Below are 17,229 nucleotides of genomic sequence, written 5' to 3'. Positions count from 1 at the left end.
AGCCTTCTTAGAATCCCTGATAATTTAACCAATTATAGAATTTTTAAGATTTCTTTTTTATTTCTTGTCACATCCCTATTTAGTTTCTGAAAATAACTTCCCTAAATCTTTTATAAAAAATGGCACTTAGTTATTTTTGATGCGTGATTTCAGTATGTCTTCTAGGAGCTGGCAATGTTGCCTATCATTTATTTAATGCTTTAAATAAAAGCAAAAAAATATCTGTGAATCAATGGTATAATAGATCTATTAAAAAAATTGAATCTTTTAAGAATTTAGTAGAGATTACAGATACCCTTTCTGATTTAAAAGAAGCGGACGTATATATTATTTGTGTAAGTGATGATGCGGTTGCAGGCCTTTCTAATAAATTACCCTTTAAAAATCGGCTGGTTGTACATACCTCCGGAAGTATTGGTATACATAATCTATCGAAAGAATTGCGACGAGGAGTGTTTTACCCTGTTCAGACATTCACTAAAGATCATGATATAGATTTTTCAACCGTACCTATTTGCATTGAAACCCTAGAAAAGAAAGATTTTAAAATGTTGGCTAATTTAGCCAATTCTCTTGGATGCGACTATCATAGAATAAGTACAGAACAACGTCAAACCCTGCATTTATGCGCAGTTTTCGTCAATAATTTTACTAATCATATATATCGAATCGCTCATGAAATTAGTGATTCAAAAAGCATCAATTTTGAATTGTTGAAACCGTTAATCGTGGAGACTGCAAGGAAGGTTTCGTACCTTTCACCCTATCAAGCCCAAACCGGTCCTGCTATAAGAGGGGATAAAAAAACAATTAAAAAGCATTTGAAAAATCTTGAAAAGGAACTTCATATAGAAATTTATGAATTACTCACCAAGTCTATAAAATCGACACATGGAAGATAAGAGCTACAAGGAATATTTAGGGCAAATTACAACGTTTATATTCGATGTTGATGGTGTACTCACAGATGGCACAGTTACATTAACTACAGACGGACAATTGTTGAGAACGATGCATGTAAAGGATGGTTTTGCTATGAAAACAGCCCTGCTCAACGGCTTTAATATTTGTATTATTTCTGGGGGTACCAATGAAGGTGTTCGTGTAAGACTTCGCGATTTAGGTATTACCGATATTTATTTAGGGGCTCACAATAAAATGGAGCAATTCAATGAGTATTTAGACATTTATGAAATTAGGCCTGAAAATGTGTTGTACATGGGTGATGATGTACCGGATTATCCTGTTATGAAAGAAGTAGGACTTCCCTGCTGCCCACAAGATGCTGTTCAAGAAATAAAATCTATCTCTAAGTACGTTTCACATAAAAATGGCGGAAGAGGGGCTGTGAGAGATGTTATTGAACAAGTTTTAAAAGTTCAAGGGAAATGGCATAGTGATTTTGATGCCAAATCTTTTTAAATCAACTAACTAATCAACCTAATACTCAATCCTAATGTCTTTATTAAAGTTAATTAGATGGAAAAACCTATTAATGATTGCCTTGGTTCAAATACTAATAAAATACTGCCTTTTTGAACCATTCGGAGCAACAATAACATTAAATGGATTTGGTCTTTTTCTACTAATACTTTCAACAGTATTTATTGCTGCGGCAGGCTACATCATCAATGATATTAATGATGTTGGAACGGACCAAATTAATCACGATAAAAATGTTGTAGCCACAAAGAAGATTTCAGAAAAGAATGCATACAACCTTTTCATCATCTTTAATTTAACTGGAGTTGCATTAGGTTTTTACCTGTCTTATTTAGTTGGTAGAAATGGTTTTTTTGCAATTTTCGTTATCTCCTCCGCCCTACTATATTTATACGCTACCTATTTAAAGCAAACCATGCTTATCGGAAATATTATAGTAGCACTATTGGTTGCCCTATCATTACTTATTGTTGGGATTTTCGATTTGATACCCGTAGTTACCGAAATGAATCGGGCATCCCAAATAACATTTTTTGAAATATTGGTCGATTATTCAATTTTCGCCTTTATAATGACTATTCTTAGGGAGATAGCTAAAGATTTACAAGATATTGAAGGTGATCATAATGCAGGTATGAATACTTTGCCGGTTGCGTTAGGAAGGGCTCGTGCAACTAAGGTCTTGTTTGTCCTTAACATCCTTGCGACCTTAGTAGTAGTATATTACTTAATAACCTATGTCTATAAACAACAATGGTTGATATATTACTTTGCATTATTGGTTATTGCTCCTTTAATTTTTACTGCAATTAAGTCTTTTTCCGCAGAAACCAAAAAGGATTACCAACAGTTAAGTTTAGTCTATAAACTTATTATGTTGACAGGAATTTTATCGATGGCCATATATCCTTTTGTTATTTTGGAGGCATGATATTAAAACAATTACTGTCTCCTTACAATCTTATCTTGGCTTCGGGCTCCCCAAGAAGACAAAAATTTCTAGAAGAATTAGATTTAGAATTCACCATTAAATTAAAAGAGGTAGAAGAAATCTACCCTCCAGAACTTAACGGTAGTGATATAACTGAATTTCTGTGCAAGCTAAAAGCTAAACCCTTTTTGGCGGAACTTGGCGTTATGGATATTCTAATTACTTGCGACACCATCGTTTGGCATGAAGGTAATGCCCTCGGCAAACCCACTTCCAAAGAAGATGCTTATACGATGCTAAAGTCTATGAGTGGAAAAACCCATCATGTGTATTCATCTGTCTGTTTATCCATTGTAGGGGAGCAAATTTGTTTTAGTGAAGACACAGAAGTCACTTTTAAAAACCTCAACGACGAAGATATTTGGTATTACATTAATACCTACCATCCCATGGATAAAGCTGGAGCTTATGGTATACAAGAATGGATAGGACATATCGGAATCCAACAATTAAAAGGCTCATACAATAACGTAGTTGGTCTACCAACTGAAAAGTTATACGACCAATTAACCAAATTGGTTAGCTAAAATAAAGTTTGCAACATCAATATTTGTAATTGTAGCAGTATCTTAGCAGTCTAACTTAAAAGTAATTTTTCTATGGATCTAAATCCACTTCAGTACAAATGGATTTCCTTAGTAATTCTTATTATTATACTGCTTATTATTCGTTTTATCACGAATGGTTTGATAAAAAAAATAGGGCGAAAAAGTGGAATAAATGAAGCCCGCATCCATTTGATATGTCGCTACGTTACTGCAACTTTAATTATTATTGCTCTTGCCGTAAGCGCTTTTATTTTTGGAGCAAACCTAAAAGATTTAGGTTTGATATTTTCTTCCATTTTTGCTGTAATTGGTATCGGCCTTTTCGCCATTTGGTCCATTCTAAGCAACATAACTTCAGGTATAATTATGTTTTTTTCATTCCCTTATAAAGTCGGAGATAAAATTATGATTCATGATAAGGATGACCCCATAGAGGCAATTATTGAGGACATAAGGGCATTTCAACTTCATTTGCGAATGGATAATGGAAACCTAATCACATATCCTAACAATTTGATTCTTCAAAAAGCAGTAACTCTTATAAAAAAAGATGCCATAGAAGATTTTCCTTATGAGGATGATGACCTTATTTAATATTTGAAATTATTAATCTTTCAAACTAAAACGATAAAAATATGCCATCTCCCCTAATTGATGCTAATGATTTAAAAAAATTGCTAGATACTAGCAATATTGCAATAATTGATGCTGGTGGTAGTCCACAAAGTTTTAATCGCTATATGGAAAAACATATTGAGGGAGCTCAATATGTCGACCTAGATAAACAACTTTCTAAAGTTCCAGAAAATGCTAAAGATGGCGGAAGGCATCCACTTCCGCCCATAAATGAATTTTGCACCTTATTGGGTGACCTAGGAATCGATCCACAAACCACAGTAATCGTCTATGATGATAAAGGTGGCGTCAATGCTGCTTCTAGATTCTGGTGGATGATGAAAGCATTGGGGCATAAGAATTTGTTTGTATTAAATGGAGGTTTAGCCGCTGCAGAAATTGCAGGAATTAGAACAACGAGTAACCCACATGTTGAGAAAAATTTAAAAAATGTATATCCTACAACAAAATGGGATCTACCAATGGTAGATATAGAAGAGATTGAAAAATTTAGAAGTAATGCTGATTATAAGGTAATCGATGTTCGTTCATCTGAAAGATTTGATGGAAAAGCTGAACCAATTGATCTAATTGCAGGTCATATTCCTGGAGCTATAAATGTACCCTTAGAAAATAATCTAAATACAGACGGAAAATTCAGAGACCCCAAGGAATTGCATAAATATTATTCGGACATATTAGGAAACACTTCTGTCAAAAATACTGCTATCCATTGCGGGTCGGGGGTAACAGCTTGTCACACCATTTTATCACTAGAGCACGCCGGAATTGGAATACCAAATCTGTATGTTGGTTCTTGGAGTGAATGGTCTAGAAATAACAAACCGATTGGAACAAATTAGAAACTCTAATCAACGTTAAAGAAAATCTAAAATACTTAGTGGCCCTATATGGTTTGTTATATTTGAGACATAACTAATCGCCGCTTATGAGGATTTCACGAAAATTGTTAGTCTCTTTTCTCTTAACTCCCCTATTATTTTTTGGTCAAAAACCTTTAAAGCCAAGCTCTTCAGAAATTTACGAATCTATTAAAAAATTAAATTTTTTGGGTTCAGTACTGTACGTGGCAGCACATCCAGATGACGAAAACACTACCATGATTTCGTATTTTTCTAATCATGTTAAAGCCCAGACAGCCTATCTTGCTATGACTCGTGGTGACGGGGGGCAGAATTTGATAGGCCCTGAATTAAGCGAACTTTTAGGCTTAATTCGAACCCAAGAATTATTAGCGGCAAGAAAGATTGATGGGGGTAAACAGATGTTTACACTAGCCAATGATTTTGGATATAGTAAACACCCAGATGAAACCTTAAAATTTTGGAGTAAAAGTGAGGAATTGGGTGATGTTGTTAGAGCTATTAGAAAATTTCAACCAGATGTAATAATTAACCGGTTCGATCATAGAAGTCCTGGTACTACCCACGGTCATCATACTAGCTCCGCGATGCTTGCTTTTGAGGCCTTCGATTTAGCAAATGATCCTAAGGCCTACCCTGAGCAAATAAAAACATTTGGATTATGGCAGCCAAAACGCCTTTTCTTTAATACGAGTTGGTGGTTTTATGGTAGTAGGGAAAATTTCGAAAAAGCGGACAAATCGAAATTGATGAGTATGGATTTGGGAACTTTTTATCCTTCAAAAGGAATGAGTAACCCAGAAATTTCAGCATTAAGCCGAAGCATGCATAAATCTCAAGGTTTTGGGGTTACAGGAAGTAGAGGCGAATCGATTGAATATGTAGAAATACTTAAAGGCAGCAAACCTACCAATAATAATGTTTTTGAAGGGATTGACACCAGTTGGAACCGGGTTGAAGGTGGTAAAGCAATTGGTGAAATTCTTAAAGAAGTAGAAAACGAATTCGATTTTAAAGATCCCTCAAAATCAATTCCGAGATTGATGGATGCTTACCTTCTCATAAATCAATTGAAAAACCATCATTGGAAAGAGATTAAATTGCAGGAAATAAAGGATATAATAGCTGCCTGTTCTGGATTATTCCTGGAAGTTACGGCAAATTCTGAAACCGCAACTAGAGGAGAAACCATTACAATTTCAACCGAAGTAATTAATCGGTCAAGTGCCGAAATAAGCTTAGCAGGATTAAAGCATAATGGCAAATCCATTTTAGCCAAACCAATCCAATTATCGAATAATAAGAGAATAGAGATTAAAGACTCTATCACTATACCTATTGATCAACTTTGGACGGCTCCTTATTGGTTAACCGAAAAACATAAATTAGGTAGATACAAATCTGAAAATGATGCTTTTATAGGTGAGCCCGAGACTCCGGTTAAACCAACCTTACAATTTCAAATGGTAATAGATGGTAGACCAATTGAATTTGAGCGTACTGTGGTATATAAATTTAATGACCCTGTTAAGGGTGAAGTGTATCAACCCTTTGAAGTCGTTCCAGCAATTTCACTTAAGGTTTCTGAAAATGTACTAATCTTTAATACTAAGGATTCAAAAGAAATTTCGATAAATGTGACTTCTCATAAGCCCAATATTTCTGGTGATTTGAGTTTTGATTTAAATTCAAATTGGACAGTGGCTCCATCTTCAATTCCATTATCTTTTAATGAAAAGAATGAAACGAAAGAGATAAGGGTAACCATAACACCTCCCGATAAAGATTCTGAAGTATCCTTCTCACCAAAGTTCACTTCAAATGGTATAGTTTATAGCCACCAAATAATAGAGATTGATTACGATCATATTCCAAAACAAATGGCAGTTATGCCTATTGAATCCAAACTGGTGCGAATGAATTTGGAAATACGGGGTCATAATATTGGTTACATAGAAGGAGCCGGTGATGCGATACCAGAAGCCTTAAGGAATATTGGCTATAATGTAGTTATGGTAGAACCTGATGAAATAACCCCAGATAACATTTCACATTTTGATGCAATTGTAATGGGAGTAAGAGCCTATAATACAGTTGATCAATTAGAAACAAAACAACCAATATTGCTGGACTATGTTAAAAATGGTGGCAATCTAGTGGTACAATACAATACAAATTCTAGATTAAAAACGGGGCAGTTAGCACCCTATTCACTGAATATATCTAGAGATAGGGTTACTGAGGAAGATGCATCAGTTACCATGTTGCATCCCGAAAATGAAATACTGTCTAGCCCTAATAAAATAACTTCAAAAGATTTTGAAGGTTGGATACAAGAGAGAGGACTTTACTTCCCAAACGAATGGTCTAAGGAGTTTACCCCACTTTTAGAAATGAAAGACTCCTCTGAAAAGAAAGTTTCAGATGGCGCCTTATTGGTCGCCAAATACGGAAAAGGCAATTATATCTATACTGGTCTCAGTTTCTTTAGAGAATTACCTGCTGGAGTTAGTGGGGCTTATAGATTATTTGCTAACATGCTATCGGTTGGTCATAATCAACTTAACCAAGAACAAACTCAGTTACAGGATTAATGAAAGAAAATTTTTCTGAAAGAGCTAAATGGTCTTGGTTATACACTTTGGTATTGGTGGCTAATATCATATATATCATTCTATTTTACCTTTTAATGAAAGCCTATTAAGATGGAATTGATCGATTGGCTAATTCTTTCCTTTACATTAATCGGAATTGTTGTTTATGGGACGCTTAAAACTAGAGGGAGTAAAAGCGTAAAGGATTACGTTAGAGGAGGCAATCAAGCCAAATGGTGGACCATTGGTTTATCTGTAATGGCAACCCAAGCCAGTGCCATTACATTCTTATCAACACCAGGCCAGGCCTTTCATGATGGCCTAGGGTTTGTACAATTTTATTTCGGAGTGCCAATTGCAATGGTTATTATCTGTATGGTGTTCATACCCATTTATCATAAACTTAAAGTTTATACGGCATATGAAATTTTGGAGGGTCGATTCGATGTAAAAACCAGAAGTCTTACAGCCACTTTCTTTCTTATGCAAAGGGGAATAGCTGCAGGTATAACTATATATGCACCAGCAATTATCCTATCCGCTGTATTAGGTTGGAACCTGAATATTCTGAATATCATAATTGGATTGTTAGTAATAATATATACTGTTTCTGGTGGTACCCGAGCAGTAAGTGTCACCCAGAAACAGCAAATGGCAGTTATTTTTACAGGAATGTTCATTGCATTTTTCGCCATTCTACATTTCCTTCCGGAAGATATCACTTTTCAGAAAGCAATGGATATTGCCGCTGCAAATGGCAAAATGAATATACTCGATTATAGCTTTGATTTAGATAATCGTTACACAATGTGGTCTGGATTAATTGGGGGAACTTTTTTAGCGCTTTCTTATTTTGGTGCGGACCAAAGCCAAGTGCAACGCTATTTATCGGGTAGATCCATGAAGGAAATGCAAATGGGAATGATCTTCAATGGCTTGATGAAAGTACCTATGCAGTTCTTTATTTTATTAGTGGGAATTATGGTTTTTGTGTTTTATCAATTCAACCTATCTCCACTAAATTTTAACCCGTCTGCAGATAAAGTAGTCAAAGAATCAATTTATGCAGAAGAATATTTGGATCTAGAGAAAGAACAGATTGCCATTTTTCAGCAACGCCAAGAAACATTAACAGAATATGCTACCTCACCGAGTAATTCACTCAAGGAAGAATTGGTAACCTTAAATTTGAAGGAACGCCAAGCAAGAGATAATGCCAAGAATTTAATCGATAAAGCGGCAAAGGACAAACTATTGGATGTGGAAACAAATGATAAGGATTATGTCTTTATTCATTTTATCCTAAACAATATGCCACGCGGTATAATCGGACTTCTTTTGGCTGTAATATTAAGTGCCGCAATGTCTAGTACAGCCAGTGAACTAAACGCCCTGGCTTCTACCACAGCCCTAGACATTTATAGACGTAATTATGTGCCCAATCAGACCCAGCAGCACTATGTGCGTATGACCAAATGGTTTACTTTCGGTTGGGGGATTCTGGCAATAATTGTTGCCTGTGTGGCTTATTTAGCGGAAAACTTAATTGAATTGGTGAATATTATTGGTTCAGTGTTTTATGGGAATATTCTTGGAATTTTCTTACTAGCATTTTTCTTCAAGAAAATAAAAGCAAACCCTGTTTTCGTTTCTGCAATAATCACCCAAATAATGTTATTCACATTATTCATTTTGGAGCAATATGAAATTATTAAGCTGCCTTATTTATGGTTGAATTTTGTAGGATGTGTTATTGTCATTGTGCTTGCACACGTTCTTCAAGCCATAAAAAAACCCGATAACTTAAAGTCACCGGGTCTCGAATAATTAGGCTATTGTAGATGTTATAATAATTCACCAGTTGCATCTACCTTCAACTGCTTTTTATTTCCATTTTTTCGAATTTTCACAAGGTAATAACCTTCCCTTACGCCTTCTTTATAATTAAGCACATATTTAGTTTTAGAAATGCCCCATCCTTCATGTCCTTCTAATGCTTTTTCTAATACTGTTCTTGGAAGTTTCACATTATTATATTTTTCAAGGGTGGAAATAATATTTCCGTTTAAATCATATTTTACAAGCATATCACCTTTATCGTATTTGAATTTAACTTCAAATGGTCGGTTTTTTCCCTTATACTCATTTAGTTTCTTAATATTAAAATTTGAAATCTTTGAATGAACATCATTTATATATTCTGCCTGATCATATGAATCGACCATTGATAAATAAATCTTGTTCATCTTTTTGGAAGATTTTGAAAGCTTAACTCTAGATAGATCTACCTCAGCCACATAATCTTGTGCAAATAAGGAAAAGGTCAATAAGAAAGAAATTGAAACTGTTAATAGCGTTTTCATAATTTTTAATTTTGATGATTGATAACAAAACAAAGATTATAAATACCTAGTAATCATGCATATAAGGTATGTAGCAATAAGTTTAAATTAAAATTTAAAGGATTTAAAATAAAATTTAAGGGCTTTTACAGTTGTTGCACTCTAATCCAGAATATTGAATTTCTAATTAAAATTAAGGTTTAATAGGGATAGGGTAACCACCAAGTCCCATTTTATCAAGTAGGTCTAAAAATGGTTTATAGTTGTGCATCTTATTAAATAAGGGATCATTTTTTATTTGATATAGATCCGAATTTTTCCTTTCATAGGCCTTCTCAATCCACTGCATCGCATCTTCAAATTTGCCCAAATACGCTAATTTTTGAGCAATGAGATAGGCATTTTGATAATTACGGGCGAGAAGTGCATTTTTAGTGTCTAAATCTACAATAAATTGAAAAACACCATCAATACCGCTTTTCTTATAAGCCTCCTTCATTGGCGCAATATTATAACTTGAATCTATACCTAATTCCCAGCTTTTGGTTAACAAATCAACCGCCTTATCATCCTCGCCTATTTCAGCATATGCTAAAAATTGAATCCAATATGCCCACATTTTCCATGAACCTAAATCGGATGAGTCCAAAACTTTTTCGGCCAGCTTTATGGCGGTATCATAATCCTTTTTCATAAAATAAGTTTCAGCGCTTAGGACATAGGCATGGTAGGATACAGGATTTCTTTTTAAGCTTTCTTCCAAATAATAAAGAGCACTGTCAAAATCACCCTTAATCGAACGTAAAAATTTAGCATAATTTATATATGCATACAAATTATTAGAATCCAGCTCCAAGGCCTTTTTAAACGCAGTTTCCGCCTTATTCCAATTCCACTCATACTCCATGGAAATTACTCCCAATACCCTTTGTGCATCACTAATATTTTCATCAATAGAAAGGGCCTTATTAATATATTCACGTGCACGTAAAAATTCAGCTTCGGGTACATTCGGGAAAAAATTATATAGCACCCATTCTGACAAGCCCACATACCCCAACGCAAAATTGGGATCCATATTTATGCACTCGTAGAAAAGTTGGATGGCTTCATCAAAATCTGGTTGCTTAAACTGAAACATTTTGTATTTACCCTGTAAATAAAGGTTGTAAGCTTCAATATTATCGGTTGGGGTTTTTTCTAGCCGTTGAATTTCATCCGGACCTAGAACAAGGTCCAATTCTGAAGCTATTTGCCTTGAAATCTCCTTTTCTAATTCAAATATATCTTCAAATTTATTTTCGAAACCGCTGGTCCAAACCAAACTGTTGGTGTTAGAATCAAAAAGTTGAATATTTACTTTTATATCATCCTCAAATTTCTGTACACTTCCATTTAGAACATAATCCACTTCTATTTTTATTGGATTTGACTGGTTACTTGAACCTACATTAAGATTAGATTTAGGCAGCTGATCTGATTTTATAATAACACCCTCCAACTTAGATAATTGCGAGATTATATCCTCTCGAATTCCATCTGCAAAATACTGATTCTGTGGATCGGAACTTAAATTCTTAAAAACCGAAACCATAATAGAAACATTATCATTTGTAGGTGTTGCAATTACTTCAATAGGATCTAAAGTCTCTGGTTCAATAGTTGTGCTGCTCTGCCAAAAAATAACACCTAATACAACTAGTAAACCAACAATAGAAAAAGTCAGGATTTTACTTTTACTAATTTTTGAAGGTGTTTCAGTGTTTTCCACCTCAGATTCAGTTTCTAAACTACTTCTAACCCTATACTCACCAGGCGTATATCCAAAATATTTACTGAAACTAGAATTAAAATAAGTCGGACTATTGAAACCAACTTTATAGGCTATTTCAGAGGCGGTTGCCTCATTATTCTTCAACATTTTCAACGCCTTTTCTAAACGATATTCCCTTATATATTGAGTGGTAGATTTACCTGTTAGCTCTCCTAATTTACGATGGAGTTGAGACCTGCTAAGATGACAAGCATCTGCTAATTCGTTTACACCAAATTTTTCATCCTCAAGGTTACTCTCGATTATAGCGTTTACTTTAATAACAAATGTACTCTCCATAAGGTCAATTATTTAAACAGTAAAGTTTAAATACAATTACAATATAAATTAGTCAACGGGAAAATTTGAAATGCGATGGTCAGATATCATCTCGAAATTAACAATTTTATGTCAAACCACTAAAATTAATAATTCTGTGGTATAGAAGATTTTGAATAGTTTACAAATCGGTTACCTTTACATCAATTCAAAATTAAAAGCAATGGATAGACCAGTTCGCTGGGGCATTATTGGCTTAGGCAAAATTGCACACAAATTTGCACATGATCTTTTACTCGTGAAAAATTCAAAGCTGCAAGGAGTAGCCTCTAGATCTCAATCTAAAGCTGAGATTTTTGCAAAACAATATAATGCGCAAAGTATTTATGGTTCCTACAAAGATTTAATAACCGACCCTAATATAGATGCAGTTTACATTGCTACGCCTCATTCATATCACAAGCAAAATAGTTTAGACTGTTTGGCACATGGAAAGGCTGTTCTTTGTGAGAAACCTATGGGCATTGATCAAATAGAAGTAAAAGAGATGGCTGATTTTGCTAAAGAACATAACATTTTGCTAATGGAAGCCATGTGGTCTGTATTTCACCCTCATTTTAGTTTCGTAAAACAGAAATGCGAAGAAGGAGATTTTGGAAAAATTAGATTTCTTTCTGCAGACTTTGGCTTTTTACCTGAATTTGATCCTAATGGTCGTCTGTACAAAAAGGAATTGGGAGGCGGCAGTCTATTAGATATTGGCATTTATCCAATATTTATAGCCTTATATCTTTTAGGCGAACCCAAAGATATTTCAGCTTCCGCAACATTTTATGATTCGGGGGCAGACTCTAGTTGCACAATGAAATTTGATTATGGAGATGGGGTAATTGCCAATTTAAAATCTACTCTACTAGAAGACACCCCAACAACCTGCACAATAGAGTTTGAAAGGGCTACGGTTATTATGCATAGACGATTCCATATGCCAACATCCATTACCATTACCTCTAGGGGGCTAAAAGAGGCTAAAGAATTTGAATCAATTGGATACGGCTATGCCCATGAGATAATTCATTTCAATAAATTATTCAGGGAAGGATTAAAGGAGAGTCCAGTAATGCCCTTATCGATGAGCCTAACTTTATCTAAAACCATGGACAAGGTGAAGAATATAATTGGGCTATCTTATGCTAAAAAATAATCACTTATTCCAATTAATTTCTGCAGGTTGAAAGAAAATATGGGTTAAAAAAAGAAAATTATTTAGTTTTAGGGGCCCTAAAACTTAATTAAAAATGAAATATAGGCCCCTAACCATTCTTTTGTTTTTCATAGCGGTTTTATTCGCATTATTCGGTTTTACCTATTTAAGTGCGCCCAATAAGCTTGAGGACGGTAAGATTCAAGATGGTTTTGCAATAGGAGAAAATATCATTAAATATCCTACAACCACTACATTCTTCATGGATGAAACTCTTGATGAAGACCACATAAAAGAAATCGATAGTATCGTTGAAAATATCGAAAATGTTATAGCGATTAAAGAAGTTCCCGAGGAAGTCTCCGAGCCAAACATACCAGATTTCACCCAAATCGATACATCTAAAATTCAACGTATCCATTATCCTGAAAATAAATCTGCCTTTATTGGTGATATTCGGAGTAGTTTACAGTCAAACTCCTGTAGAATTATCCATTATGGTGATTCCCAAATTGAAGGAGATCGTATTTCTTCTTATTTAAGGAATAGATTGCAAGGAATGTATGGTGGTTATGGACCTGGATTTATACCAATCGTACAAGTTTATGAGCAAATTAGTGCAGTTGTAACTCCCTCTGGTAATTGGAGCCGTTATGCATATTTTGATCCTACACAAAAGAAATTTGAGCATAAGAAATATGGTGCTTATAATTCATTTTCTAGATTTACTGAGTTTCCTTCTAACCCAACAGAATTCAACTTAGATACAATTCCGGTTTCAAAAGCAACAATAGATATTGGAATTCCCGCCAAATCATACGGCCGTTTAAAAACCTTTAAAACTATTGGTTTGCATTATGGTAATGCATTGGCACCAGTAAAAATTAAAGTAATCAACGGTGGTTCTGTTATCAGAACCGACTCACTTAATACAGATGGAAAGTACCATAAATATCAAATTAAACTAGCAGAAACCCCTTCCAACCTTAAAATTGAATTGGAAACCAAAATTAGCCCCGACTTTTATGGAATAACTTTAGACACCGATAATGGTATTTCTTTAGACAATGTGGCTATGCGAGGTTCATCAGGTACGGTCTTCGCTAATACCAATAGTGAAAATTTTGCCCAAATGTACGGTGGCCTTAATCCTAAGATTGTGATTTTCCAATACGGAGGAAATTCGGTGCCATATATGAAAGATTCTTTGAAGGTTAAGCAATATGTTGGCTATTTGCGAAATCATATTCGTTGGGTACAACGAAAAACAAAAAATTCAAAATTTATTTTTATTGGACCTTCCGATCTAACAACCATGGAAAATGGAAGACGTATAAGTTATCCCCTCCTACCCTTTATAAATGAATCATTAAAGGAAATGTGCCTAGAAAATAATGTGGCCTATTGGAGCATGTTTGATGCGATGGGTGGCTTAAATTCTATGCCACATTGGGTAGATCAGAGTCTTGCTGGCAGCGATTATACCCATTTTACATTCACAGGCTCTCGCCTAATTTCTGAAATGTTTTTCCTCGCCCTTTATCTAGACCTCAACAACAGCTGATGAAACAGTTTATAGCCCTAATTCTTTTTTGTTTTTTAGGTAAGTTTTCCTTTGCCCAACACTATGTTTTAGATAGTATTAAGCCGAGCCTTGGACATCTTATTAATTTCGAGGCAAATAAGTTTGAATACGCAGAAAATTCTCCCTTTTTTGATAAGTTCTTCAAAAAGATGAGTAATATATATCAAGGAAAACAGGAGAAACTTCACATTTTTCATATTGGAGGCTCACATATACAAGCAGATATTTACTCAAATAAAGTAAGGACTTATTTACAAAATGCTAACGCTGCCTCAATGGGTCAACGAGGATTTGTTGTGCCTTTTCAATTAGCCCATACAAACAACCCAACCAATTACCGGATAGAAGCTAATAAAGAGCTTTGGAAAGGTTACCGATGTTCAATACGAAAAGATAGTGTAGCTTGGGGTTTGGCAGGTGTTACTGCTGCATTTAGGGATAAAGTTGATACTATTTACATTAAATCCAATCACAAAAACTATACTAACTATCCCTATTGTTTTGATCGATTAAGGATTTTCTATAACACCTGGAAAAATGATTATCATTTAAAACCATTGGATAGCACAATTACCTATACTAATAGGGTTAATACTGATAAAATGTATGTAGAGTATCAATTTCCTTATGAAATTGATTCTGTTGCATTTCAAATTAAATTAAAAGACACTACAACAGTTGATCCTGAGTTTTTGTTCATGGGAGCTGAATATATGAACAACGGTCCAGGTATAGAATACACTAGTATTGGGGTAAATGGTGCAAGTTTTGAATGGTACAAGCGCTGTGCTTTTTTTGAAAGGCAATTAAGTTTATACAAACCAGACATGTTTATTATTTCAATTGGCACTAATGATGCCTATATGCCTCCATCAAAATTTGATGCTGACAGGTTTAGGGATAATTATGAATCCTTTATTGAGATGATAAAGCGGATAAACCCTGACTGCGCTATTTTATTAACTGTACCCAACGATGATTATTATAGGAAAAGGAACCCCAACCCAAATACAGCGCTCCAGGAAAAGATTATTAAACAATTGGCTCAAAAGTACCGCATGGCCGTTTGGGATTTCTATACTATAATGGGTGGTTTTGGCTCCTCTAACGAATGGTACAAAAATGAATTAATGCCTAAAGACCGAATTCACTTCACCTACCTAGGTTACGAAATTAAAGCTGATTTGTTTTTGAATGCATTTATAAAAGCTTGGTCAGAAATTACGGATGAATCTTATGATACCTTAATTAATCACTATACTACTTTGGATGAATAGGTTAGTTGATATTTTCACATTTTCTGAAGAATATCCTCTCATATTCACCCAAGCCAATTTTTGGATCTTTTTTGTAGTTGCCTATTTTGTCTTTGCCCTTTGCTATAAAAAATTATCCCTTAGAAACTCTTATCTATTTTTAGCCTCTTTATTCTTTTATTACAAAACAAGTGGCTTATTCGTTGGTATTTTAATTTTTTCCACCTTGGTAGATTTTTTCATTGGAAAATCTATTTATAACTCTCAACATTCAACAATACGCAAATTTCTGGTAACCTGTAGTGTGGTTATTAACTTAACGGTGCTTTGCTATTTTAAATACGCTTATTTCTTTACAGACTCATTTAATATGCTATTCCATACCAATTATGAGGTATTTAATTGGTTGGCCCAATGGGGAAACAGTTTTAATAACTTAAACTATTTCAGCGTAGAAAAAATTATTCTTCCGGTGGGGATAAGTTTTTATACATTTCAAACAATAAGTTACAGTGTAGATATCTATAGAAATAAAGTAAAACCGTTAAAATCAATTTTAGATTTTGGATTTTATGTCAGTTTCTTTCCACAGTTGGTAGCAGGTCCGATTGTTCGGGCAGAAAATTTTGTGCCACAAATAAATCGTCCAACAACCATAACTAAAGCTGATTTCGATTCAGGAACTTATTTCATTTTAAAAGGCTTCGTAAAGAAAATGATCTTTGCAGATTTCATTGCCATGCATTTTTTAGACAAAGTATTTGATGCACCTGAAATGTTTTCTGGATTTGCCAATGTAATGGCAATGATCGGTTATTCGCTTCAAATTTATGGTGACTTTTCTGGCTATACAGATATTGCGATTGGTTTGGCTCTGTTAATGGGCTTTCAATTACCAATTAACTTTAATTCTCCATACAAAGCGGAAAACGCGGGCGAATTTTGGAAACGATGGCATATTTCCCTTTCGACCTGGTTACGTGATTATCTTTATATTCCTTTAGGCGGCAATAGAAATGGTACAAGAGCATCATACATTATTTTGACCATAATCTTAATTGGAGTTGTCCTTGCGTTTAGAAATCTTACCCTGGCCCTAATTATTTGCTCTCTGGTGTTAATATTAATGCTATTAGCTAAATATAGTATGGCTGTGAGAAAGCATGTCAATACCAACATAAACCTTATGCTCACCATGCTTATTGGGGGACTATGGCATGGTGCCTCTTGGAAATTCGTTATTTGGGGTGGATTGAATGGCTTGGGGATTTTGGTTTATAAATATTGGCGTAAAATTAGCCCTTATGAAAACAAAAAGGGATGGGTTGTCCATGCCTGGAAAATTCTTGTAACTTTTGTTTTTATAACATTTACCCGTATTTATTTCCGAGGGGAAAGCATGGATCATATTTCGCGTTGGTATTACCAAGTCGCCAACAATTTTGATTGGTCGAGTGCAATTGCGATACTAATAAATTATCAAGCTGTATTTTGGGTAATGCTAGTTGGTTATATAACCCATTGGTTACCGCAATCCACTAAGAATAGAATTGAGGGGTTTTATGCTAATAGCTCATTGCCACTTAAGGCGATATATGCAATTTTTATAGGGATTTTATGTTATCAAGCATTTTCAACAGATTTTCAACCGTTCATATATTTCCAATTTTAGAAA

General features: G+C 34.5%; 14 protein-coding genes. 12 read left to right on the top strand and 2 right to left on the bottom strand.

Going from position 1 to position 17,229, the window contains the following annotated elements:
• Window positions 1-143 precede the first annotated feature (143 nt).
• The 8 genes from ISU00_RS13700 (at window position 144) to ISU00_RS13665 (ending at window position 8,902) form a co-directional block, all read left to right on the top strand.
• Window positions 144-902, top strand: coding sequence for a Rossmann-like and DUF2520 domain-containing protein (locus tag ISU00_RS13700; protein ID WP_228851237.1), 759 nt, complete (start codon window positions 144-146; stop codon window positions 900-902).
• Entirely contained in the window at window positions 892-1,422 is a 531-nt protein-coding gene (locus tag ISU00_RS13695; protein ID WP_228851236.1) for a KdsC family phosphatase, read from the top strand. The genes ISU00_RS13700 and ISU00_RS13695 overlap by 11 nt, the downstream gene beginning before the upstream one ends.
• A 34-nt stretch (window positions 1,423-1,456) precedes the next feature.
• The gene (locus ISU00_RS13690; RefSeq protein WP_228851235.1) at window positions 1,457-2,374 is read left to right on the top strand and encodes a geranylgeranylglycerol-phosphate geranylgeranyltransferase; all 918 of its coding nucleotides are present in this window, start codon (window positions 1,457-1,459) and stop codon (window positions 2,372-2,374) included.
• Entirely contained in the window at window positions 2,371-2,961 is a 591-nt protein-coding gene (locus ISU00_RS13685; RefSeq protein WP_317174309.1) for a Maf family nucleotide pyrophosphatase, read from the top strand. The genes ISU00_RS13690 and ISU00_RS13685 overlap by 4 nt, the downstream gene beginning before the upstream one ends.
• Window positions 2,962-3,033: 72 nt before the next feature.
• A complete protein-coding gene (locus ISU00_RS13680) occupies window positions 3,034-3,576 on the top strand; it encodes a mechanosensitive ion channel domain-containing protein (protein WP_228851234.1) in 543 nt (180 codons plus the stop codon).
• A 41-nt stretch (window positions 3,577-3,617) separates the two neighbouring features.
• The gene (locus tag ISU00_RS13675) at window positions 3,618-4,460 is read left to right on the top strand and encodes a sulfurtransferase (RefSeq protein WP_228851233.1); all 843 of its coding nucleotides are present in this window, start codon (window positions 3,618-3,620) and stop codon (window positions 4,458-4,460) included.
• Between the two features lie 86 nt (window positions 4,461-4,546).
• Window positions 4,547-7,075: a PIG-L family deacetylase gene (locus ISU00_RS13670; protein WP_228851232.1), complete on the top strand. Its 2,529-nt coding sequence runs from the start codon at window positions 4,547-4,549 to the stop codon at window positions 7,073-7,075.
• 111 nt (window positions 7,076-7,186) lie between these two features.
• On the top strand, window positions 7,187-8,902 hold the full coding sequence (locus ISU00_RS13665) for a sodium:solute symporter (RefSeq protein WP_228851231.1): 1,716 nt from the start codon (window positions 7,187-7,189) through the stop codon (window positions 8,900-8,902).
• Window positions 8,903-8,919: 17 nt separating this feature from the next.
• Here ISU00_RS13665 and ISU00_RS13660 read toward each other — a convergent pair whose 3' ends face one another.
• Both ISU00_RS13660 and ISU00_RS13655 read right to left on the bottom strand, forming a co-directional pair.
• Window positions 8,920-9,438, bottom strand: coding sequence for a hypothetical protein (locus tag ISU00_RS13660; protein ID WP_228851230.1), 519 nt, complete (start codon window positions 9,436-9,438; stop codon window positions 8,920-8,922).
• Between the two features lie 172 nt (window positions 9,439-9,610).
• Window positions 9,611-11,530 (bottom strand): helix-turn-helix domain-containing protein, encoded by a 1,920-nt coding sequence (locus ISU00_RS13655; RefSeq protein ID WP_228851229.1) that lies wholly within the window; start codon window positions 11,528-11,530, stop codon window positions 9,611-9,613.
• A gap of 202 nt (window positions 11,531-11,732) precedes the next feature.
• Here ISU00_RS13655 and ISU00_RS13650 point away from each other — a divergent pair, with 202 nt between their 5' ends.
• From ISU00_RS13650 to ISU00_RS13635, 4 genes are all read left to right on the top strand, one after another.
• A complete protein-coding gene (locus tag ISU00_RS13650) occupies window positions 11,733-12,713 on the top strand; it encodes a Gfo/Idh/MocA family protein (protein ID WP_228851228.1) in 981 nt (326 codons plus the stop codon).
• A 94-nt stretch (window positions 12,714-12,807) separates the two neighbouring features.
• Window positions 12,808-14,277, top strand: a complete 1,470-nt coding sequence (locus ISU00_RS13645) for an SGNH/GDSL hydrolase family protein (protein WP_228851227.1) — start codon at window positions 12,808-12,810, stop codon at window positions 14,275-14,277.
• The gene (locus ISU00_RS13640) at window positions 14,277-15,575 is read left to right on the top strand and encodes a GDSL-type esterase/lipase family protein (protein WP_228851226.1); all 1,299 of its coding nucleotides are present in this window, start codon (window positions 14,277-14,279) and stop codon (window positions 15,573-15,575) included. The genes ISU00_RS13645 and ISU00_RS13640 overlap by 1 nt, the downstream gene beginning before the upstream one ends.
• Entirely contained in the window at window positions 15,568-17,226 is a 1,659-nt protein-coding gene (locus tag ISU00_RS13635) for an MBOAT family O-acyltransferase (protein WP_228851225.1), read from the top strand. Before ISU00_RS13640 ends, ISU00_RS13635 begins: the two co-directional genes overlap by 8 nt.
• Window positions 17,227-17,229: the final 3 nt, after the last annotated feature.

This window comes from Aegicerativicinus sediminis, assembly GCF_015476115.1.
GTDB lineage: Bacteria > Bacteroidota > Bacteroidia > Flavobacteriales > Flavobacteriaceae > Aegicerativicinus > Aegicerativicinus sediminis.
This window is presented reverse-complemented; position numbering and strand designations above follow the sequence as displayed.

Excerpts from the sequence above, each read along its gene's own strand:
- ISU00_RS13695 (WP_228851236.1), top strand. The coding sequence starts at position 892 with ATGGAAGATAAGAGCTACAAGGAATATTTAGGGCAAATTACAACGTTT.
- ISU00_RS13690 (WP_228851235.1), top strand. The coding sequence starts at position 1,457 with ATGTCTTTATTAAAGTTAATTAGATGGAAAAACCTATTAATGATTGCC.
- ISU00_RS13685 (WP_317174309.1), top strand. The coding sequence starts at position 2,371 with ATGATATTAAAACAATTACTGTCTCCTTACAATCTTATCTTGGCTTCG.
- ISU00_RS13680 (WP_228851234.1), top strand. The coding sequence starts at position 3,034 with ATGGATCTAAATCCACTTCAGTACAAATGGATTTCCTTAGTAATTCTT.
- ISU00_RS13675 (WP_228851233.1), top strand. The coding sequence starts at position 3,618 with ATGCCATCTCCCCTAATTGATGCTAATGATTTAAAAAAATTGCTAGAT.
- ISU00_RS13670 (WP_228851232.1), top strand. The coding sequence starts at position 4,547 with ATGAGGATTTCACGAAAATTGTTAGTCTCTTTTCTCTTAACTCCCCTA.
- ISU00_RS13665 (WP_228851231.1), top strand. The coding sequence starts at position 7,187 with ATGGAATTGATCGATTGGCTAATTCTTTCCTTTACATTAATCGGAATT.
- ISU00_RS13660 (WP_228851230.1), bottom strand. The coding sequence starts at position 9,438 with ATGAAAACGCTATTAACAGTTTCAATTTCTTTCTTATTGACCTTTTCC.
- ISU00_RS13655 (WP_228851229.1), bottom strand. The coding sequence starts at position 11,530 with ATGGAGAGTACATTTGTTATTAAAGTAAACGCTATAATCGAGAGTAAC.
- ISU00_RS13650 (WP_228851228.1), top strand. The coding sequence starts at position 11,733 with ATGGATAGACCAGTTCGCTGGGGCATTATTGGCTTAGGCAAAATTGCA.
- ISU00_RS13645 (WP_228851227.1), top strand. The coding sequence starts at position 12,808 with ATGAAATATAGGCCCCTAACCATTCTTTTGTTTTTCATAGCGGTTTTA.
- ISU00_RS13640 (WP_228851226.1), top strand. The coding sequence starts at position 14,277 with ATGAAACAGTTTATAGCCCTAATTCTTTTTTGTTTTTTAGGTAAGTTT.
- ISU00_RS13635 (WP_228851225.1), top strand. The coding sequence starts at position 15,568 with ATGAATAGGTTAGTTGATATTTTCACATTTTCTGAAGAATATCCTCTC.